The organism is Chryseobacterium soli (assembly GCF_000737705.1).
In the GTDB taxonomy this organism is placed as follows: Bacteria; Bacteroidota; Bacteroidia; order Flavobacteriales; family Weeksellaceae; genus Chryseobacterium; species Chryseobacterium soli.
Window position 1 is genome coordinate 86479 of sequence record NZ_JPRH01000006.1, and the last position, 22556, is coordinate 109034.

Below are 22556 nucleotides of genomic sequence, written 5' to 3' on the forward strand. Positions count from 1 at the left end.
ACACTCATTTTTCTTTTTAAAAAGTCAATAATACTTTATACTTTTAACACCCAAAATGCAATCCGTGAAAACACGGATAATAAACGGGAAAAACACCTATCGCTTAGCTCGTATTTTTTGCGAAATTTGCGTTACTAACTAACATTCTATCTTAAACACTAATATTATGACAACAGAACCTACTCCTAATTCTGAAAACAATGATTTACCGGCAGCTCCCAACACGATGCTCACTCCGTTTATCCAGGGTTTAATAGACAATTACCGCATCCGTCAGCTCAACGTAATCAATGGTGCAATGAATATCGATGATGCACATTCTATCTGGTTTGATCTCCCTACTTTAAAAAAATTCATTGCCGATATAGAAGCTGAAACTCAAAAAGTAGATACAGCTATAACAGAAAGTAGTTTAGGAGTAAGATTTCATTATGCAGCCTACCCAAGAATTGAAGACTGGGATCAGATGGCAGATCAGCCGATTGTACAGGAATATGCAGGAAAACACACGTTAGTAATGATTCCTACTTTGAAAATTGCGGATGAAAATGGTGAAATGCTGAATTATGATTTCAATCCAATGGATTCTTCAACATACAGTATTACACAAGAAACAGGAATTGAAAACGAACAGGTTATGGCAATGGGAGCAAAATCTCCTAAATCGATTTTATGCCAGAATCATGGAGCTTTAATTCCACCGGATCTTTCAGTAGTAGAACAATTCTAATATAATCAGCATTACAAATAAAAAAAAATTAAATCCCAAACATAATGATTGACTTCCAAAAAGGAGCATTTGAACTCATGTATTTAGCAGAAGGAATAGCTGCTGCTACATCTCTGATCTTTTATATCCGGAGAAAAGATCAGCAATGGAAATATTTTATGTTTTATCTGGTTTTTATTTTTTTGTGTGAATCAATAGGAAAATGGGGACATCATTTTATGGATTATAATAAAGCACAATTCTACAATTATTTTGTAATCCCCGTACAGTTTATATTTTTCTATTGGCTGTATGCCGTAAAATCTCTTGAAAAACCCAAGCTTTTCGCTTTATTATCCTTTCTTTATCTGCTCTCTTTTATTCCCATCGAATTTATTTCAACAGATAAGGTGATGTTCTCCTTAAATTATACTTTGGGATGCCTGCTTTTAATGATTTTAGTTATCATGGAGTATTATAAACAGATCAACTCTTCTGATATCCTTCATTTTAATAAAAACAGAATGTTTTATATCAATCTGGGGGTAACGTTATTCTATATAGGAACATTACCATTCTGGACATTTCTGGATTATATCAGGGAATATCGCGGGATTTTCAACATCTATTTCAGTTACTTTCTGATTTCAGGAATTATCATGTATGCATTATTTACAATTTCGTTTATATGGGGAAAACAGAACTCTTAATAACGATCATCTTATTCAATATCTTTTTTGTGCTGTTTGTTGCAGCTGTAATGGTCTACATCAGGCAATACAGACAGCGCAAGAAGGAATACCTCAATGAAATTGAAGTAAAAAATGAGATTCATAAAAGAGAACTTCTGGCCACACAGCTGGAAATTCAGCAGGCTACTATGCAGCAGATCGGGCGTGAACTTCACGATAATATCGGGCAGAAACTTACGCTCGTAAGCCTTTACACCCAACAGCTGCTCTATGAAAATAAAGTATCTGAAGTAAGTGAAAGGATTGAGCAGGTATCTCAGATCATCAATCAGTCTCTGCAGGATCTCAGAAGCCTGTCGAAAACTCTTACCGATGACAATATCAATCAGAAAGAAATTGTAACTTTAATCCAGGAAGAAGCGGATAACACCAATACTTTTAAAAAATGCATCGTAAGTTTTGAACATAATTTCAAACAGCTGGATCTTGATTTTGTCCATAAAAATGTACTGCTCAGGATTACACAGGAATTTATTCAGAACAGCATCAAACATGCCGACTGTAAAAACATTTTCATCACCCTTAATACGTCCGATGATGTGCTTTGGGAACTGAATATCAAGGATGACGGTGTCGGGTTTGATACATCAGACATAAGTTCCAGCGGTATAGGCCTCACCAATATGAAAAACAGAGCGGCCATCATTGGTGCTGACTTCAGTCTTATAAGCCAGAAAAACATCGGAACGACGCTCAATATTATTTTAAAAAGACAGCCATGAAAAAAACAATAGTTATTGTTGATGACCATATCCTTATTGCCAAAGCATTAGAAGGAATTATCGGTAATTTCAACGATTTTGAAGTGATCTATGTATGTGAAAACGGACAGGACCTCATCGATAAACTTGAAAACAATAGCCAGATTCCGGATTTCATCCTGTTAGACATCAGTATGCCCATTATGAATGGTTTTGAAACAGCGGCCTGGCTTACAAAAAATCATCCCGGCATCAAAATTATGGCTTTAAGCATGCAGGGTGATGACAACAGCGTGATTAAAATGATCAAAAACGGAGCAAAAGGATATTTACTAAAAAACACTCATCCGAAAGATCTGGAAACGGCACTTACCAAATTAAATACCGACGGTTTTTTCTATCCTGAATGGGCAACACGCATTATCCTTTCAAGCCTCAACAATGAAAAGGGTGCTGAAAATACAGTAAAAATTTCCGACCGGGAAAAAGAATTCCTGACCTATACAGTAACGGAGCTCAGCTATAAAGAAATTGCAGACCGTATGTGCTGCAGTCCCAGAACGGTTGAAAGCTACCGCGATCAGCTGTGCGAAAAGCTGGAGTTAAAAACCCGTGTAGGACTGGCTGTATTTGCAATGAAGAATGGTTTTGCTTAAATGATTTGAGTGATATTACAATCAAAAATCTTCCATAATTAACACACTAACCTAACAATTGTTAATTATGCAACGAATAACGAATTTCATTACATAATTATATCCAAACAAGCCATGATAACATGGAAATTATGAAAAGTGAAAAATCAAAGAAAACCCTATAAATAAAGAAAATAGCTATAAAAATATACAAAAATATAAATATTTCATTTTAAAAATTAAGCTAAACCTATCAACTTATCAAAATTCAAATTTTGCAAACTCATTGAAAATAATATAATTTCGTCTCACCACAAAATATAATATTTAAACAATGAAAAAACTACTATTCGGAATTCTTGCCTTAGGATTCCTGTCATCTTGCAACAATGATAATGTATCTACTCAAACCGAAGATCCGGGAAAAAGCAATGAATCTTCAGCCAGTTTTGCGAATAAAAGAAGCTGTCCTTCTGAAGAAATCAGAAAACAGGCTTTGCAAAGCAGCTCAGAGCTACGACAAAAGTATAGTGCTTTAGAGGCTAATACTGAAAAATTTGCAAACGATATCTCGTTAGGGAAAGTTCTTGCAGATGGTACCGTTGAAATCCCTGTCATTGTGAATGTATTATACAGAACCACTGCAGAAAACGTTTCAGATGCAAGGATCACGGAACAAATCGCAGTCTTGAATGCTGATTACGGTGGTACGAATACTGATGTAAGCAAAATCCCTACAGAATTTCAGACGGTAAAATCAGGTGATGTTAAAGTAAGATTCAAATTAGCCAATACGGTAAGAAAATCTACTACCAAAACAAGCTGGACGACCAATGATGCAATGAAAAAAGCTTCCACTGGCGGTATTGATGCTACGAATCCTACCAATTATCTGAATATCTGGGTAGTAAGCAGCATGCCTAGCAGCCAGGGAGAAACTTTAGGATACGCCACTTTTCCTGAGTCTGCAGGTCTTTGGAATGACGGTGTTGTAATCGCAGCTCCATTTTTTGGAAAAACAGGGACTTCATCTCCATTTAATCTAGGAAGAACAGCCACTCATGAAGTGGGTCATTATTTAAACCTAAGACACATCTGGGGAGATGCCAACTGCGGAAATGACCTTGTAGCTGATACTCCAACGCAGACAACTTCCAATGTAGGAAAACCTACTTATCCATTATACAACACTTGCAGCGGGGTTCAGAGATCGGTAATGTTTATGAATTTCATGGATTATGTAGATGATGCTGCCATGTTTATGTTCTCAGCCGGACAAAAAACAAGAATGCAGGCAGTCGTTGCTTCCTCAGGTTCAAGAGCTGGGTTAAGAGTACTTTAGAATATATCCTTTTTATTTTTATAATGAAACATCCTTTCTCTGGTTTTGAGAAAGGATGTTTACTTTTTATCATTATGGAAATTATAAAACTTTTGTATTGTCTGCCGGGGTATAGTCCATAAAAAGACCGCCATCCAGGGTAATTGATTTTACTTTTTTCTTGATAGGAATCGTTAAAGCTGTCTGCTTCTGATCTTTTTCCCAAATAGAAGGAGAAAAATGAAGCTTTTCTGTAGTACCGTCTTCGTATGTTAATATCGCATCAAAAGGCACTGCAAAACCACCTACATTGTCAATATTTACCGTAAGAAGATCATTTTGCTGAGCGGTTCCTTTAATCTTAAGATCAATATAATTATTGGTATAAAACCAATTATTGAAGAACCAGTTGAGGTTTTTGCCAGAACCCGTATTCATTGAGTTAAAATAATCCCACGGAACCGGATGCTTCCCGTTCCAGTTATCCATATAATGATGAAGTGCTTTTTTAAACAGTTCATCCCCTAAATAATCTTTTAAAGCTAAATACGATAAAGATGCCTTCACATAGGAATTGTTCCCATATCCTGCTCCGCTTACCTGTGTACTCATCGTAATAATTGGCTGATCCTGTTCTGCAGACGGATCATTGATCCATTTTTTCACCCTGAAGTTCTGATAAAATTCTTTTGCCGGCGCTTCACCATTTTCATCAATCCCAATCAGGTATTCCAGTGTGGTGGCCCAACCTTCATCCATAAAGGCATATCGTGTTTCATTGATTCCCATATAAAAAGGGAAATAGGTATGAGCAATTTCGTGATCTGCTGTCAGTCTTGCATCCTGAAGATTATCGGGAATACTGCTGTCATTAATCATCATCGGATATTCCATATCGGCATATCCCTGAATCGCTGTCATTACATTATAAGGATATTCTACCCCCGGCCAGTTTTTTGAAAACCAATCCAGGTTATAACGCATCCAGTCTACATAATGTTCAAAATCTTTTGCTCCGGCTTTATATCCTGCCTGCACACTGGCTCTTTTTGTTTTCAGCTGAACACTGGCAGCATCCCAAACGTAATGATTGCTTAATGCGAAACAGAAGTCGGTGATATTATTGGCTTTAAATTTCCAGACATTCTGTTTATTCTGTTTGGTTACTTTTCCAGATTTCATTTCGTGCTCTGTAGCAACATGCATTACTTTGTCACTTTTTAAAGAAGCTTTGTATCTTTTTAAATATTCAGGCTGCAATACGGCATCGGGATTCAGGAAATCTCCAGTCGCCCAAACGACATAATTTTTTGGAGCGGTAATCGCAAAGTTGTAATCATTAAAATCATTATAAAATTCCTGTCTGTCTGAATGCGGCAACATATCCCAACCGTTGTAATCATCATATACGGAGATTCTTGGGAATGAATAGGCCACATAAAAGGTTTCAGCATCAATCTGTCCTTCTCTTCCACTTTGTACAGACAGTGGGTATTCCCATTCTATGGCAATCTGGGCTTTTGATTTTGCTTTTAAAACAGTTTGTAATTTTACTTTTTCTACCGTTCCCCAATCATCACTGTTGATGTCATATTTTTTACCATCCACAGCAAATGACTTGATATGCAATCCTGAAGACAAAAAGTCTTTGGATACAGAACCGGACCTTGGAGATTCCGGTTTATGAAGATTGTTGACAAAACGAATGGCCAGATCATTCAGATCATTCGGACTGTTATTGCTGTACACAATAGTTTCTTTTCCGGAAACTACTTTTGTGGCAGCATCTACTTTCACCTCTACATTATAAATTCCTTTGTTTTGCCAGTAGTTTTTCCCGGGTGCACCGGATGCATCCCGCGTTCCATTTTCATATGCTTTTTTAATGTTTCTCGGCATATACAGATCCTGAGCGGAAACTTGATACAGCGAAATAATCATCATCAACCCGGAAAAAATTCTCTTCATATCTCCAATTTTTAAAAATCAACTTCAAAATTAAGGAAAATGCAACAGAGAAAAGTAAATTAATCCGTTTAATAGTTAATATTATTCTATGATAATTGATTTTTACATCCTATCCTGTTCATCCGCTTTTTTAATGGTTTTAGTATTTTTTACTGATTGATTTCCAAAATTGAATTTTAAAGAGATGATAAAGTTTCTTGTATCCCTGTAATCCAGAAAATAATTATCCTGATTGGCATATTTGGTACTTATTTTTTCTCCTGAAGTTCTGAAAATATCATTAAAGAAAAGGCTGGCTTCTAATTTTTTGTTCAAGAATTTCCTGTTCATGACCAGATAGGTAGACGATGAACCTGAAATTCTAAATGTTCCTTGTATGGAAGGGGAATTGTATTGATGTCCCAGCTCCAGTTTCCAGTCACTGTTTTTATCTAGCGTGAAACTTGTTGAAACATTGGATGTCCAGTTCCAGATTTTATTTTTGTATAAAAGATCATCTACGCCGATAAAATAGTTCTCATTATGTTCAAGATTTTCAGACAGACTTAAGCTCCACCACGGTTTGATCTGGAAATTTTTATACAGACTCAGGCCATAGGCCTGCGCTTTTTCTATATTGGTATAATGATAAATCAGCTGATTGGTACTCGGTTCCTGAAATGAAATTTCCATGGAGGGATACAGCTCTTTACGATAATAGAAATCGAGATTCCATTCTTTCCAGGTATATGTAAGGTTAAGATTATGGATGATTGTCGCTTTCAGTTTGGGATCACCCTGAAAGTAAGAAAACAGGTTATAATAAGACTTTGCCGGATTCAGCCATGAATAGGAAGGTCTGCTGATTCTTTTTCCGTATGATAATCCGAACTGATGTTTACTCTCCGTGGTATATTGGGCATATGCAGTCGGGAATAATTTCCAGTAATCGTTCTTATTCATCTCATAAGGTTCGGAAACTACACCTTCAAGATCGGTTTTCTCCGCGCGAAGGCCTGCTTTAAAATTCCATTTTCCCGGATTATAGGCCAGTGAAGAGTAGAGCGCAAAATTATGTTCTTTATAATCAAAAACATTGCTTTTATCAGCTCTGTACTGAAACTGTCCGTTTTCATTATCTGAAAAATCCAGCTGGCTGCTGGTCTTCACAAAACTGTATTTTGCCCCTGATTCCAGTTCCCATTTTTCATTTTTCCACTGATAATCTGCCTGCGTGGAATACAGCTGAACATCACTTCTGTTATTGGTCAGAAAATTATTTTCCTTAGGTGGCTGGTTGACAAAATCCAGATAGGTCAGCACATTTTGATATTTGCGGGCATTGTTTCCTGCAAAATAATTGGTCCAGGTCAGCTGGCTTTTTTCATTGAGCTTCCGGTCTGCCTGAAAGCTCAGTGAGTTATTGATAGAACGGGAATTATGATCATTTACCGTTAGATAATTGGATTCAGCAATATTCTGATTGTTATAAATTAAAGTAGGAACATGATAGGTTCCAAAGGATTTCGGACTGAATGATCCTGAATAATTCAGACTGATGTTGGTAAGGCTGTCTATTTCATATTCAAGATTCACATTTACGGTATTCTGGCTTTTATTCTGATCTTTACGGTTCATGGTACTGATCCATCGGGTCTGATCTTCTATATAATTCACATAGTCCGTTCCTTCTCTGTAATACGTTCCGGTTCCACGGTAATAGCTTCCCATCACCGAGAGTTTATCTTTTTTATAATATTGTGAGAGGCCCGCCACTCCTTTTGCATACTGGCTTTGTACATATTTGGAATACAGTACGCCGCGGTAACCTTCTATTTTATTTTTCTTTAATACGATATTCAATACTGCACTTCCAGACGCTTCATATTTTGCCGGCGGATTGGTAATCACCTCTACAGACTTCACTTCGTCACCCTGTGTATTTTCCAGCAGACTTTTCAGTTCATCTCCTGTCAGCATTACCTTTTTATCATTAATGGTTACCAGAATACTCTGGCTTCCTTTTATCGCCAATACATCATTCCCTGCTGTAACGCCCGGCGTTTTTTTGAGGATTTCCCATGCATTCAGTGAGGAAATATTACTATTTTCCACATTAAACTCCAGCCGGTCGATTTTCCTTTTCACGACAGGTTTTTGCCTAGTCATCACCACTTCCTGAATTTCCTGGATTTCTTTTTTCAAAACAATTTGAAGCTCATCCTGCTTTTCCATATCCACATTTTTTTCTACCGTTCCATATTCCAGGTCTTTAATCACCAGTTTTATGGTCTTTTCTGAAATGCCTTCAAGGGTAAAACCTCCATTTTCATTAGTCGTCAAAGTTTTCAGTAAAGTATTTTCGGAGTTGAAGACCTCAACAGAGACCAGAGCCAGTTTTTCGTTCTGAGCATTGGTAACAGTTCCCTCGATTTTTTGCTGCTGCGAAAACATCAGAATGGGAAGAAACAGAAAGACAAGCAATTTATACATGATTCATTTTTTAAGGTTACATACTCTTCCGAAAACAGGATATCCTGTCCGCGAAATTTCTGATACAAAAGTCCATGTTGCTAAGGGAAATATGGGTTAACAGAAGGTTAATGATGGGTTAATGGCTTTTAGACAACAACCGGAATTAATTTATTATTAAAATACAAAATGACCTGAACAGCATGCTGTTCAGGCCCCGAAATATTATTTTCCAATTCATGTTATGAATTTGATGGTGAGATGGTCAATCTAAGAAGGTATTGTTTTTTCTGCTCTTCCATTCGTTTTCTTCAGATTGGATTTATACACAAAATCTTTCTGACTGTCTTCCACATACAATATCGCTCCCGGAAGTCCTCCAAGCTGATAATGGCCCGTTGAAATTTTTGTTTCAGCGGTAAACCACGCGGTAAGCTCTCTTCCTTCAAACACAGCCGTTGCTTTCTGAAGGTTATAATTATTAAGTGTCTTTGTTTCTGATTCAATTTTCCATTGAATACTTTCTTCAGCATGATGGGCTGTCACCTTTTGAGACTGTTCAACAGACACTGATCTATCGGTATTTTGAGCATTAACAAAAATGCCCATTGATACCACGAAAAGAAAAATTATTTTTTCCATTGAGTAATTTTTTATTAAAAAGTACAATCAGAAAACTGTATGCGAATATGTTTTTATGTATCCCGTTGTAATGAGTAGATGAAAACTTTTACCTGCAGTACAAAGGTGATTATTTAATCTGAAAAACTCGGTTAATGGAAGGTTAATGACAGGTTAATGGCCCTATGACAAAGACTAAAGTTTTATATTTGTTACTATGATTTTGAAAAGTAAAAATCTTATTGCTCTTTTTGCAGCATTATTCCTGCTTCTGTTAGGGATTCAGGCTTATTTCATGTATAAAACCTATCAGGTAAAAGAGCGGGAAATTTACAGAAACGTACATAATACACTCACCGGATTCACTGATGATCTGGAAGATAAAAAAGGAATTAAAAAAGCATCGGACGATTCGTTGCAGCATATTTTCATCCGGTATAACAATAAGGAAATCAGCAAAAAACAATTTTTAGCTCTATTTGAGCAAAACAGAAAAAAAAGTCAGGATTATTTCAGCGGGTATGTAGATAATCAATTCAAAAAAGAAGGGTATAAAATTGCTGTTAAAATTCAATATTTATCCATCGTTTTTTTACCGACCAAAACCCAGCTCATTGACGATCCCATCACCCTCTTTGAAACAAAAAATAAGGTGGTAAAAGCTGGAATTACCAACACAGGAAATTGGGAAACCTCTTCTACTTCTACCTCAGATGATGACAAAAAGATCATCAAAAACAATAGTTTTCATGTGAAAAGCAAAACGGAATTTGAAATTTTAAACATCAAAAGTATTGTTTTCAAAGAACTCACTCTGCTTTTCCTATGTTGTATTGCTTTGCTGGCAAGTGTTTTAATCCTTTATATTTTCACGGTTAAAAATCTAATCAGGCAGCAGAAGCAGGTAGAAGTTCTCCACACTGTTGTGGATAATATTTCCCACGAATTCAAAACGCCTATTGCCACGCTGAAAATCGCTTCCAAAGCACTGAACAAGGAATGGAATCCTGAAATACTGCCTCTTATTGACCGACAGATTCTCCGCCTGGAAAGCCTGATGCAGCAGCTTCACAAAGATGAAACAGAAGAAGAAATTATTCACATACAGCCCGAAGACTGGAGTTTTTTCATTCAGGACTTATCTTTTGCCTATCCTCACATAGATTTTGAAATTAAAAACCAGATTACACAGCAGCTTCCTTTTGATAAAAACCTAATGGAGACGGTTATTAAAAATCTTTGTGAAAACAGTGTAAAATATGGATCTTCCGCTGTAAAAGTCAATATCATTAGCCAACCACATCATATAGAAATTGAAATTTCCGATAATGGCCAGGGTATGGAAAAGAAAGAACTTAAAAATATATTTGAAAAGTTCTACAGAATACAGTCCAATAATATTCACAACAGCAAAGGATTGGGGCTAGGACTCTATTTTGTAAAAAAAATAATTGATCAGTACGCCGGCAGAATAGAGGTTTCAAGCCAGCTTCAAAAAGGAACAACTTTTACAATACGACTGCCTTATGAAAACTAAAATTTTGCTAGCAGAAGATGATGTAGATTTTGGAATGATTCTTAAGCAGTATCTTGAACTTGAGGATTTTGAGGTCGTATGGTTCCAGAATCCTGCTGATATCATTCCTGTTTTATCTGCCGATTTTACGTTTCATATCGGAATTTTAGATATCATGATGCCTAATATTGACGGATTTTCTTTAGCCAAAATGATCTTAAAGGAAAAAACTGATTTTCCCATCCTGTTTTTAACAGCCAAAAACCAGAAAATAGACCGTCTGACAGGTCTGAAAATAGGCGCCGATGATTACATCGCCAAACCCTGCGATCCAGAAGAACTCATCCTGAGAATTAAAAACATCCTTAAAAGAGTACAGCCCGCCACGCCGGAAAATATCATCAGTATAGGCAGCTACCAATTAGATACAGAAAAGCTTTTGCTCTCCCATACGGCAGGAAACATCCGGCTTACCATCCGTGAACAGCAGCTGCTCCTTCACCTTTTAAAACACAATAAAAAGGCCATAAAGCGGGACGATATATTGGACAGTCTTTGGGAAACTAATGATTATTTTACGGGAAGAAGCCTTGATGTTTTCATCAGCAGGCTTAGAAAATACCTCAGTAATGATCCAGAAATAAAAATCCAATCCCTGAGAGGAATTGGATTTGAAGTTGATTTTCCGACACCGTAATATTGTTTAGAAAGAAATATCTACCAATACCGGAAAATGATCGGAAGGATACAGTAAATTCTCTCTTCTGTCATTGATGTGGCGGTGTGATTTTATGTTGAATCCTTTTACAAAAATATAATCGATTCTTTCTTTTGGAATTTCATTGACGTTGAAATCGGTGAATGTTCCTACAGGCCCATAATGTTTTGTTTCCGAATGATAGAAACTGTCTTTCATATGTTGTGACATAATTTTAATCGGCTCTGAATCATCAGTTAAATTAAAATCACCACTCACTGTTACCGGCAGGTTTTTCGGATTGATTTCTTTGATTTTCTTTAGAATTAATTCCGAAGATTTCACTCTTGCCACATTTCCGACATGATCGAAGTGAAGATTGAGCGCCATGAATTCTTTTTTAGATTTCTTATCTTTAAACACAGCATAGGTGCAAACCCTGTTGTATGCTGCATCCCAGCCTTTTGAAGGAACATCCGGAGTCTCGGAAAGCCAGAACGTTCCCGATTTGATGATCTGAAGTCTGCTTGTATCATAAAAAAGTGCTGAAAACTCACCCTTTTCTTTTCCGTCATCTCTTCTTACTCCTACATAATCGTAATTCTTTAATCCGGTTTTGAGATCCTTCATCTGCTCAGGAAGCGCTTCCTGAACTCCAAAATAATCCGGGTGATAATACTCCAACAAACTGACTACATCCTGCTTTCTCTCTGTCCAGGCATTCTGCTTATCGGATTCCACCTGAAGCCTGATGTTAAAACTCATTACTTTAAGATCCTGCGAAAATCCCAACGCAAAAAACATCAAAAAGACCATAGAAAATCTAAAATTCATACTCATATATTTAAAATAATAAACAACAAAAATAAAGCTTCTCTGCGAGAGAGAAGCTTTAAAAAGGTAACAATATTGTTAATTTAAACAAACGGAAATTCTATTCTCTCGTGAATTTGAATTCTCTCTCCCCTTGTTTAAAAGTGATTGCTTTTTTGTCTTTACTGAAAACGATGGAAATAGTTGCCTGATCAAAAGTGAAGGTATTGTCACCAGCATACTCCAGAGGAAATTCAGACTGCCCGCCGGCTTTTCCATACAACTGTCCGTTTTTCTCAGAGAATATGATTTTAAGCGGGACTTCTTTGCTTCCAAATGTTCCTGCGAAATCTTTCGCATCAATTTTCTCAACCGGTTTCACCTGTGCAGAGCTCCAGCTGTTATTTTTCACATTGATATCCGGAATCTGGGAATTCGGATCCAGTTTCACCTCATCAATTTCTTTATTTGAATCCACTTTGAAAGTCCATTCGGTATTTCGTTTCCAAAGCTCGATAGGAAGCTGGATGATTTGCTTGGTTCCATCTTTAAATTTCACCTGAACCGTAGTCGGCATTGGAAGCTGTCCGATATTTTCAACCGTAATTTGCGCCCCATTCTTAAAGTCTCCGTTGATATATTTAACAGCCTTAACAGACTGATCGATTTTCCATTTGCCGAAAAACCAACCTCTCCAGAACCAGTTCAGCTCTTCTCCGGAAACATTTTCCATTGTATGGAAGAAATCCCACGGTGTAGGGTGTTTGAACGCCCAACGCTGGATATACGTTCTGAAAGCTTTATCAAATTTTTCAGGTCCCAGAATGGATCCTCTCAAAATTTCAAGTCCCATTCCCGGTTTGTAGTAAGCCAAAACACCGATGTTTCTTTCTTTCATATTATCAGCTCCCACCATAATAGGTTCAAACTGATCACTCATCAGAAAACTTCCTGTTTGGGCCACATTCTTCTTTTTATAATATTCTCCTTTGTTGAAAGCCTCCGTGGACAATTCATTGATAAAGGTATTAAATCCTTCATCCATCCATGCAAAAAGTCTTTCATTAGAGCCTACAATCATCGGGAACCAGTTGTGTCCAAATTCATGATCCGTCACTCCCCAAAGGTCTTCTCCTTTAGAATCCATATGACAGAATACGATTCCCGGATATTCCATTCCGCCTTCATTTCCTGCTACATTCGTCGCTGCCGGATAAGTATATTCATACCATTTTGCAGAATAATGTTCTATAGCAGCCTTGGTATATTCCGTAGATCTTCCCCAGGCCTTATCGCCACCGGTTTCTGCCGGATATGCGGAAATAGCCAATGATTTTTTACCACTAGGTAAATTGATTCTGGCAGCATCCAAAACAAATGCAGCAGAAGATGCCCAGGCAAAATCTCTCGCCTGATCAATTTTAAATTTCCATGTTTTGGTTCCAGAAGCCTGGTTTTTGCCAATCTCAGATTCCGGGCGGATCATTACTGTTTTATCACTGTTTCTCGCCTGGCTCCAGCGGGAGTTTTCTTCTTTGCTATAAACTTCCTTTTCGTTAAGAAGTTCTCCGGAGGCCACCACATAATGATTGGCAGGCACCGTGATATTAGCCGTTATGTTACCATATTCCAGATAAAACTCTGCGGCACCAAGATAAGGAAGGGTATTCCATCCCATTACATCGTCATAGACACACATTCTTGGATACCATTGGGCCATGGTAAAAATTTTACCGTTTTTGGTGTCCTGTATTCCCATTCGGTCAGAGCCATATTCCGGGGATATGAAAGAATATTCAATTTTAATTTTTGCTGTTCCTCCTTTCGCTTTAAGCTCTTTAGGAAGATCAATCTGCATTCTTGTATCGGTAACTGTATATTTTATGTCTTTACCGTCCATTTTCACCGATTTAATGGTATATCCGCCATTCAGCTTTTCTCCGTGAGCTCCGTTTCTGCTTCCGGACATAGGCACAACTGCATTTCCTCTGGAATCTTTATTAAATAAATTCTGATCCAGCTGAAGCCAAAGAAAGCCTAACTGATCGGGACTATTGTTGGTATAGGTAATTTCAGCAGTTCCTGTAATTTCATTTTTAGTCTCATTCAGGCTGACATTGAGGTTATAGTAAGCCGAATTCTGCCAGTACGCATGTCCCGGCTGTCCGCTCGCGGAGCGTGTTTCCGTACCTGTCTGAGGATAGAAAAAAGGTTTGAATGCTTCTACATAATCATATTTTGGAGCTTCCTGTGCAATAGCAGATCCTGAAAACATAAGGACTGCAATAGCGGAAACAAGCGTGGGGAATTTATAATTCATTGGTAAAAATTTATAAGCTTATAAACAGATAGGTAAAAAAACTCCCGGATTTGTTACAAATCCGGGAATTTTTATTATCATTTAATTAGATTTCTTTGCTTTAATCATAGCTTCGAGCATATCCCACATTTCCTGGGGAACATCTTCCAGCATGTTAAATTCCCCGGCTCCCTGCAGCCATTCGCCACCATCAATAGTTACTACTTCCCCATTCATATACGCTGAATAATCGGATACCAAGTAAGCTGCTAAATTGGCAAGTTCTTGATGCTCACCTACTCTTCTTAACGGAACTTTCTTTTTCATATCAAATTTTTCCTGAAGATCTCCCGGAAGCAGTCTGTCCCAGGCTCCTTTGGTAGGGAAAGGCCCCGGAGCAATCGCATTGAAACGGATTCCATATTTTGCCCATTCTACCGCTAATGATCTGGTCATGGCCAATACACCTGCTTTTGCACAGGCAGAAGGAACAACATATGCCGATCCTGTCCATGAATATGTCGTTACAATATTCAAAACAGTGCCCGGGGATTTAGTATCAATCCAGTGTTTACCGATAGATAGTGTACAGTTTTTGGTTCCTTTCAGAACGATATCCAGAATAGAATCAAAAGCCGAATGGGTAAGTCTTTCGGTTGGTGAAATGAAATTTCCTGCTGCATTATTCAACAGGATATCAATTCTTCCGAATTCTTTTAAGGTGGCCTCTTTCATGGCTTCCACTTCATCCCAGTTTCTTACATCACAAGCTACACAAAGAACTTTCCCACCTGTTTCATCTTCCAGTTCCTTGGCAGTTGCCTGTAGCTTTTCAATATTCCTGGAAGTGATCACTACTTTTGCACCTAATTCAAGAAAATATTTGGTCATAGCCTTTCCAAGTCCGCTTCCGCCTCCTGTTACAATCGCTACTTTATCGTTCAATGCGCCTTCACGAAGCATCGGCTGTGTATATAGATTCATATTTTTTATTTTTCCTAAAAATACTAAATATTGAATGGATGACCTTTAAAATTCCAGTATAAATAATGTTATAAATAATTATTCTTTGATTTTATTTACATTTACGATTCAAAAATTACTCATTCATGAAAAATCCGGGAACTTCCGTTGTACTGATCCTCTTATTTTTTAGTGTACATTCTAAAGCCCAAACATTCGAAAAGCTTTATCAATATATCAATCCGTTAATAGGAACTGAAAAAATGGGTCATACCTATCCCGGTGCGACGGCTCCCTTTGGAGCTATTCAGCTGAGTCCTGAAACAGACACGATTTCTTATGAACTTAACGGGAAATACAACGGTGAAGTGTATAAATATTGTGCAGGATACCGATATGAAGATAAAACCATTGTAGGGTTCAGTTCTACGCATTTTAGCGGAACCGGACATTCTGATCTTGGCGATTTTTTACTTATGCCTACCGTAGGGAAATTACAGTTGAATCCCGGAACCGCTTCGAATCCAGATAGCGGCTATAGAAGCCGGTTTTCCCATCAGAATGAAAAAGCAGAAGCCGGTTATTATAAGGTAAAACTGGATGACCACAATATTCTTGCAGAAATGACGGCAACCACCAGAACAGGTGTTCACCGGTATACTTTTCCAAAATCTGATCAGGCGCACATCATCCTTGATCTGATGGCTGGAATTTATAATTATGACGGTAAAAATGTATGGACCTATGCACGGGTAGAAAACGGAACTACTATTACAGGATACCGGCAGACCAACGGCTGGGCCAGAACAAGGACGGTTTATTTTGCACTGACATTCTCTAAGCCATTTAAATCTTACGGTCAGAAAAATTATGACGGCAAGCAGGTTTATAATGGATTCTGGAGAAAATTTGACCAGACCAAAAACTTCCCTGAAATCGCTGGCAAAAACCTGAAACTATATTTTGATTTTGATACGAATGACAATGAAGCAATAGAAGTAAAACTGGCAATTTCGCCGGTAAGCCAGGCCAATGCTCTGGATAATTTACAAAAAGAAACCGGCGGTTTATCTTTCGATCAGGTCAAAGCAAAAACCCAGCAGGACTGGAATAAAGAATTAAATAAAATCGTTATTAAAGGTGCCGAAACTGAAAAGACCAATTTTTACACAGCGATGTACCATACCTTTATCAATCCTACCACTTATACCGATGTGAACGGTGAGTACAAAGGACTTGACCAGAATATTCATAAAGCAGAAGGATTTACCAACTATACTACATTTTCTCTTTGGGATACTTATCGTGCACTTCATCCCTTCTTTAATATCATTCAGCCAAAAAGGAATAATGATATGGTTCAGTCAATGATGGCACATTACCGCCAGTTTTCCATGAAAATGTTACCGATCTGGTCGCATTATGCCAATGACAACTGGTGTATGAGTGGTTATCACAGTGTAAGCGTTGTTGCCGATGCAATTATCAAAGGAAATTACACGGGAGATCCGAAAGAGGCTCTTAAAGCCTGTGTGGAAACCGCTAACAAAAGAGATTATGAAGGAATCGGACAGTATATAGACCTTGGATATATTCCTGCTGAGAAAAGCGGAACCTCGGTTTCCAATACACTGGAATATGCTTATGACGACTGGGCCGTTGCGCAGCTTGCAAAGCATCTGGGTGAAACCGATATTTATAACCAATTTATCAAACGTTCTGAAAACTGGAAAAACAATTTTGATCCAAGTATAGGTTTTATGCGTCCCCGATTAGCTGATGGCAGCTTCAAGAAAGATTTTGATGTGTTGAGTACCCATGGTCAGGGATTTATCGAAGGTAACTCTTGGAACTACAGTTTCTTTGTTCCTCAAAACCCGGATGAACTGATTAAAATGATGGGTGGAAAGAAAAAATTCGCATTAAAACTGGATGAATTGTTTACCATGCATCTTCCTGATGAATTTTTTGCCGATACTGAAGACATTACCCGGGAAGGAATCATTGGCGGCTATGTTCACGGAAATGAACCTGCACACCATGTTGCTTATTTTTACAACTGGGCGGGACAACCGTGGAAAACACAATCCCAGATCCGTCATATTTTAGAAATGCAGTACAAAACAACTCCTGATGGATTGGGTGGAAATGATGATGCGGGACAAATGAGTGCCTGGTATATTTTAAGTTCATTAGGATTTTATCCTGTAGCACCCGGTTCAGAAGATTATTCTATCGGAAGCCCTGCCATTGATCATGCTGTTCTGAATCTGGAAAATGGAAAAACGTTTGAAATTGAAGCCATCAATCAGAGTCCGAAAAACGTGTATGTCCAAAAGGTTCTTTTGAATGGAAAGGAGATCAGTAATTTCACTCTGAAACATTCTGAGATTATGAATGGTGGGAAACTCACATTTTATATGGGAAGCAAAGCGAAAAAATAAAATTTCAAAATCGCGAAAGAAAAAAGATAAGTACTGTTGAAATATAATATTCTTGCAGATTTTCACAGATGATTGTGTTTTAAATCTGCATAATCTCCCAGATCTGCGAGAGCTAAGAATAAGTTTTGGCTAAAGCCAATGGAAAATAAAATATAAAGAGAGCGGACTTTAGCCCGCTCCTATTGATTATTATTTTTCTGAACATTTTTCATTGTACAATTTTATCCCTTCGGTTTGTTCCAGATCTTTTAATTTTTTCAATGTAGCACATGCAGCATCTGTTTTATTCTGAGCTAAATAAATTGAAACTATATTATATAATGCATCAGTATTGGTATTATCATTCTCATAAGCCTGATTGAAAAAATAAATTGCACTATCAAACTTCTGGTTGTTAATGGCTCCTAAACCTTTATTGAAATTATCTGAAGAAGCAAACTTATTTTTTATATTAATTACAATTTCTTTATTTCCCTTATCGGAAACCTTATTAGAAAAACTAAAATTACCAGAACCCGCTTCTACCTTACTATAGAAATGATAAGGAATAATAATTTTTTCAAACTTCTCAAATCCTGCTATGTTCCATACTTTAAAGCTATTTTGTAGAGTATTTTTGAATAAATCAACACCTATTTGATTATCTCTAGTCCATTTTTTATTCTCCATTTTCACTTCAACCACCTGTTTTTTGGGAAAAATAAGGATTTCTCCATCCAAGGTAAAATCGTGGGTATAATTTTTTTTCAAATACACACTCAGCATTTCACTAATTATATCTTTTGTCAATGTTGGAGTTACAGTTTGGGAATTAATTATAATTGAATCACTTTTTTCTTTATCAGCAAAATCTTTTACAATAACAGAAGTCTTTACAAACCAGAACTTTCTTATTTTATCTGGGGAAGTCACGCCATCTATCTTTTCTACAACAACTAATGAATCTGCTGTTAGTGTTTCAATGTGATAGGCTAACTTATCTGATAACTTTATTACATTATTTTCAAGTTTAAAATTGATACATTTATTTCTATCTACAAACCATGGATCAATATTTTTACAAAAATTATTTCCGTTGATCTTCCATACCAAAAATCGGGGTGATTCTTTCGATAAATCTGTACTTCCATCAACCATTTTGTTTTTCAGACGTGTCCAGGATGAATTTGAAAGCAACTGTGTATTAACTTGAGCGCTAAGCTGTAAAGAAATTGAGAGAAATAAGGTTAAAAAAAATTTATACATTGATGATTATTTTTCCGCGCAAAACTAGCTAAATAAAAGTTTATTGCAAAAAATACAGCTTATGAATAGAGTAAAGCTTACTTTTTATATGGGAAGTAAAGCGAAAAAATAAAATTTCAAAATCGCGAAAGGAAAAAGATAAATACTCTTGAAATATAATATTCTCGCAGATTTTGCGGATTTAGCATGTGATTGTGTTCTAAAATCTGCATAATCTCCCAGATTTGCGAGAGCTAAGAATAAGTTTTGGCTAAAGCCAATGGAAAATAAAATATAAAAAGAGCGGGCTAAAGCCCGCTCCTATTGAATTATCTTGATAATCTCCATTAATTCAGAGATTATATTCTATGATTTAATTTTATTAATCTCTTTCTTCAAAAAGCAATCTTTCTCCAAATTTCTCTTCTGTAATTTTCCCATTGTCATATACCAGATTTCCGTTCACAAAAGTATGGGTCACTTTAGAATGGAAATTCATCCCTTCCAATGGGCTCCACCCACATTTATATAAGATATTTTCTTTGGCAACCGTCCAGTTTTCATTTAAATCAACCAAAACAAGATCAGCTTTGTATCCTTCTCTCACAAAACCTCTTTTTTCAATTCTGAAAAGGATGGCCGGATTATGGCTCATTTTTTCAACAATTTTTTCCAGGGAGATTTTACCGTTTTTATAATTTTCCAGCATCACTACTAATGAATGCTGTACCAAAGGCCCTCCTGAAGGACATTTAGTATATAGATTTTGTTTTTCTTCCCACGTATGAGGAGCATGATCTGTTGCGATAACATCAATTCTATCGTCTAAAAGTGCTTCCCAAAGACCATCTTTATCCTTTTGGGTTTTTACGGCCGGATTCCATTTAATCAAACCTCCTTTCGTTTCATAATCTTCATTCGTGAAGGTTAAATGATGAACGCACACCTCCGCTGTTATTTTTTTATCCTTTAATGGAATATCATTTCTGAAAAGTCCGGTTTCTACAGCAGTAGAAAGATGGAACACATGAAGTCTGGCTCCGGTTTTCTCTGCAAGTTCAATTGCTTTTGAAGATGATTTATAGCAGGCTTCTTCACTTCTTATCAAATGATGAAACTTCATCGGAATATCTTCTCCATATTTATCGATATACTGCTGTGTATTCGCTCTGATGGTCGCTTCATCTTCACAATGAACTGCGATCAGCATGTTTGTATTGCTGAAAATATTTTCCAGCGTTTCAGGATTGTCTACCAGCATATTTCCTGTTGAAGATCCCAGAAACAGTTTAATTCCGGGAACATTTCTGGGATTCGTTTTTAGAACTTCTTCCAGATTATCATTGGTTCCGCCCATCATAAACCCATAATTAGCATAGGCTTTTTGAGCAGCAATCTCATATTTGTCAGCCAGCAATTCCTGCGTTACTGCATTGGGAACTGTATTGGGCTGATCGATAAAACTGGTTACGCCCCCTGCGATGGCAGCTCTTGATTCCGTTTCAATATTTCCTTTATGCGTCAATCCCGGATCCCGGAAATGCACTTGATCATCAATAATTCCTGGCAGAAGGTATTTTCCGGCAGCATCAATAATCTGGTCAGCTTCCTCAGAAATAGAAGCTTCTATTTTAGAAATGATATCGTTTTCAATTAAAATATCGCTTTCAAAGATCTGGCCTTCGTTGACGATTTTTACATTTTTGATAAGGGTCTTCATTTTATTGGTAGGCTTTAGATATTAGATTTCAGACAGTAAAATACGGTCTGCATTTTCATTCATTACAAAATTAAGATTTATGAATGAATTTTAATCCCTCCGATAATAAATCAATTTCTAAATATTTACATTTGCAGAAAAAATTTCGACATTGTATAAGAAACTATTAGGGCAGACAATCATATACGGAGTTGGTGCAATTGCGCCAAGAATTATTTTATTTATTCTTAATCCACTTTTGATCTATAAAATTCCCAATGAAGGTTTTGCTACTTTCACACAGCTTTACGCATGGATTTCGTTTGTAAACATCATACTTTCTTTTGGTTTTGAAACAGCTTATTTTAGATTTTCTGCGGAAGAAGGAAATGAGAAAAAGACTTTCAATACTTCTTTTTGGTTTTTATTTTCAACCTCTACTATTTTCCTCGCGTTGTGCTACTTATTCAATCAGCAGTTAGCAGATTATGCCGGATATCATAATAATCCTGAATACATTAAATGGTTTGCTTTAATTGCATTTTTTGATAATTTATTGGTGATACCTTTTGCTTGGCTACGTTTTCACAATAAACCAATCAAATATTCAGTAGTAAGGATCGTTCAAGCTATTTTTCAGGCAGTCTTTACTGCTTCATTATTTTTCTGGATTCCACAAAGCATTTCAAGAAGCTTTGGACTAGACCAAAATGTAGATTATCCATTCTTCAGTAATCTTGCGGGAAGTGCACTAGGGGTTTTATTATTGCTTCCGATTATAATAAAGGTAAGATTTCAATTCATAACTTCATTGTTTAGACGAATGATCAAATATTCATTCCCATTGATGTTAGCTGGTTTAGCATTTATGGTTAATGAGAATTTCGATAAATCTATTCAAAAAGGTCTGATATCAGATGAAGAGGCCGGCGCTTATGGTGGTTGTTACAAATTAGCCGTTTTGATGACATTATTTGTTACTGCTTATAGAATGGGTATTGAGCCTTTCTTCTTTAAACAAATGGACAAAGGCGATTCTAAAAAAACATATGCAAAAGTCGCTGAATATTTTGCGTTTTTTGCATGTGCCGTTGCATTAGGAATTATTGCCAATATTTCTTGGCTAAAAAGCGTTTTTATTCCTAACAAATCTTATTGGATCGCAATAGATATTATCCCAATTATTGTCCTAGCCAATCTTTGCTTTGGAATTTACTATAACTTTTCGACTTGGTATAAAGTTACAGATAGAACGAGTATTGGAACGATCATTTCTTGGCTTGGAGCTGGGATCAATATTGCATTGAATCTTTTAGCGCTAAAATTTTATCACAGTATGATTGGTTCTGCATGGGCAACTTTCGGAGCATATGTTATCATGATGGTTGTGTCTTATCTATTAGGTCAAAAATATTATCCCATACCTTACAGAATGAAAAAAATGTCTTTCTTCCTCATATTACTTGGCGTTTTCAGTTTTATCATTGTGAAATACCTTAACTATAATATCTTACTGAGCAATATATTATTCTTAATTTTCATTGGAATTTTATTTTACTCCGAAAAAAATATGGTCCTCTCGCGAATCAAAAAAAACTAAAAATTGGTCCCTCTTTTGATAGTAATGAATTCTATTTTTAAAAATTAGATAAACACAGACTAAAGATGATAAATATTACCGGCAAGCATGGTTTTAATTACTATCTTTAACCTAAGAAAATTAAAACTAACAAATAAAATATC

17 protein-coding genes are annotated in these 22556 nt (G+C 36.6%); 9 read left to right on the forward strand and 8 right to left on the reverse strand.

The features are described 5' to 3' along the window. The first annotated feature begins 166 nt into the window (after window positions 1–166). From IW15_RS14730 to IW15_RS14750, 5 genes are all read left to right on the forward strand, one after another. On the forward strand, window positions 167–730 hold the full coding sequence (locus tag IW15_RS14730) for a hypothetical protein (RefSeq protein ID WP_051882062.1): 564 nt from the start codon (window positions 167–169) through the stop codon (window positions 728–730). A 44-nt stretch (window positions 731–774) separates the two neighbouring features. After that, window positions 775–1419, forward strand: a complete 645-nt coding sequence (locus IW15_RS14735; RefSeq protein ID WP_034712752.1) for a hypothetical protein — start codon at window positions 775–777, stop codon at window positions 1417–1419. Then, a complete protein-coding gene (locus IW15_RS14740; protein ID WP_034712754.1) occupies window positions 1398–2183 on the forward strand; it encodes a sensor histidine kinase in 786 nt (261 codons plus the stop codon). Before IW15_RS14735 ends, IW15_RS14740 begins: the two co-directional genes overlap by 22 nt. Next, window positions 2180–2818 carry a response regulator transcription factor gene (locus IW15_RS14745; protein ID WP_034712756.1) on the forward strand — a complete coding sequence of 213 codons (639 nt, stop codon included), beginning with the start codon at window positions 2180–2182 and terminating at the stop codon, window positions 2816–2818. The genes IW15_RS14740 and IW15_RS14745 overlap by 4 nt, the downstream gene beginning before the upstream one ends. Window positions 2819–3131: 313 nt before the next feature. Further along, window positions 3132–4139 (forward strand): zinc metalloprotease, encoded by a 1008-nt coding sequence (locus IW15_RS14750; protein WP_034712758.1) that lies wholly within the window; start codon window positions 3132–3134, stop codon window positions 4137–4139. 81 nt (window positions 4140–4220) lie between these two features. Here IW15_RS14750 and IW15_RS14755 read toward each other — a convergent pair whose 3' ends face one another. The 3 genes from IW15_RS14755 to IW15_RS14765 all read right to left on the reverse strand — a co-directional run bounded on the left by IW15_RS14755 (window position 4221) and on the right by IW15_RS14765 (window position 9179). Next, window positions 4221–6086, reverse strand: a complete 1866-nt coding sequence (locus tag IW15_RS14755) for a M1 family metallopeptidase (protein WP_034712761.1) — start codon at window positions 6084–6086, stop codon at window positions 4221–4223. A 102-nt stretch (window positions 6087–6188) separates the two neighbouring features. Continuing rightward, complete coding sequence (locus IW15_RS14760) at window positions 6189–8558, reverse strand: outer membrane beta-barrel family protein (protein ID WP_034712764.1); 2370 nt, start codon at window positions 8556–8558, stop codon at window positions 6189–6191. A 249-nt stretch (window positions 8559–8807) separates the two neighbouring features. Next, window positions 8808–9179 carry a GLPGLI family protein gene (locus tag IW15_RS14765; RefSeq protein WP_034712767.1) on the reverse strand — a complete coding sequence of 124 codons (372 nt, stop codon included), beginning with the start codon at window positions 9177–9179 and terminating at the stop codon, window positions 8808–8810. Window positions 9180–9375: 196 nt separating this feature from the next. On the opposite strand from IW15_RS14765, the gene IW15_RS14770 reads away from it, so the two are divergent. Together IW15_RS14770 and IW15_RS14775 are read left to right on the forward strand one after the other, a co-directional pair. Beyond that, window positions 9376–10695, forward strand: a complete 1320-nt coding sequence (locus IW15_RS14770; RefSeq protein WP_034712769.1) for a sensor histidine kinase — start codon at window positions 9376–9378, stop codon at window positions 10693–10695. Further along, window positions 10685–11371, forward strand: a complete 687-nt coding sequence (locus tag IW15_RS14775) for a response regulator transcription factor (protein ID WP_034712771.1) — start codon at window positions 10685–10687, stop codon at window positions 11369–11371. The genes IW15_RS14770 and IW15_RS14775 overlap by 11 nt, the downstream gene beginning before the upstream one ends. A 6-nt stretch (window positions 11372–11377) precedes the next feature. Here the strand turns inward: IW15_RS14775 and IW15_RS14780 are convergent, their stop codons facing one another. The 3 genes from IW15_RS14780 to IW15_RS14790 form a co-directional block, all read right to left on the reverse strand. Further along, entirely contained in the window at window positions 11378–12205 is an 828-nt protein-coding gene (locus IW15_RS14780) for an endonuclease/exonuclease/phosphatase family protein (RefSeq protein ID WP_034712775.1), read from the reverse strand. Between the two features lie 100 nt (window positions 12206–12305). After that, window positions 12306–14504, reverse strand: coding sequence for a M1 family metallopeptidase (locus tag IW15_RS14785; protein WP_051882064.1), 2199 nt, complete (start codon window positions 14502–14504; stop codon window positions 12306–12308). Between the two features lie 81 nt (window positions 14505–14585). Beyond that, window positions 14586–15467 carry an SDR family oxidoreductase gene (locus tag IW15_RS14790; protein WP_034712777.1) on the reverse strand — a complete coding sequence of 294 codons (882 nt, stop codon included), beginning with the start codon at window positions 15465–15467 and terminating at the stop codon, window positions 14586–14588. Window positions 15468–15592: 125 nt separating this feature from the next. Between IW15_RS14790 and IW15_RS14795 the strand changes: the two genes are divergently transcribed. Next, complete coding sequence (locus IW15_RS14795) at window positions 15593–17890, forward strand: GH92 family glycosyl hydrolase (protein WP_084681442.1); 2298 nt, start codon at window positions 15593–15595, stop codon at window positions 17888–17890. Between the two features lie 189 nt (window positions 17891–18079). Here IW15_RS14795 and IW15_RS14800 read toward each other — a convergent pair whose 3' ends face one another. Both IW15_RS14800 and IW15_RS14805 read right to left on the reverse strand, forming a co-directional pair. Then, window positions 18080–19135 (reverse strand): tetratricopeptide repeat protein, encoded by a 1056-nt coding sequence (locus IW15_RS14800; protein ID WP_034712780.1) that lies wholly within the window; start codon window positions 19133–19135, stop codon window positions 18080–18082. 361 nt (window positions 19136–19496) lie between these two features. Next, window positions 19497–20834 (reverse strand): dihydroorotase, encoded by a 1338-nt coding sequence (locus IW15_RS14805; protein WP_034712782.1) that lies wholly within the window; start codon window positions 20832–20834, stop codon window positions 19497–19499. Window positions 20835–20985: 151 nt separating this feature from the next. Here IW15_RS14805 and IW15_RS14810 point away from each other — a divergent pair, with 151 nt between their 5' ends. Further along, window positions 20986–22413, forward strand: coding sequence for an oligosaccharide flippase family protein (locus IW15_RS14810; protein ID WP_034712786.1), 1428 nt, complete (start codon window positions 20986–20988; stop codon window positions 22411–22413). Window positions 22414–22556 lie beyond the last annotated feature (143 nt).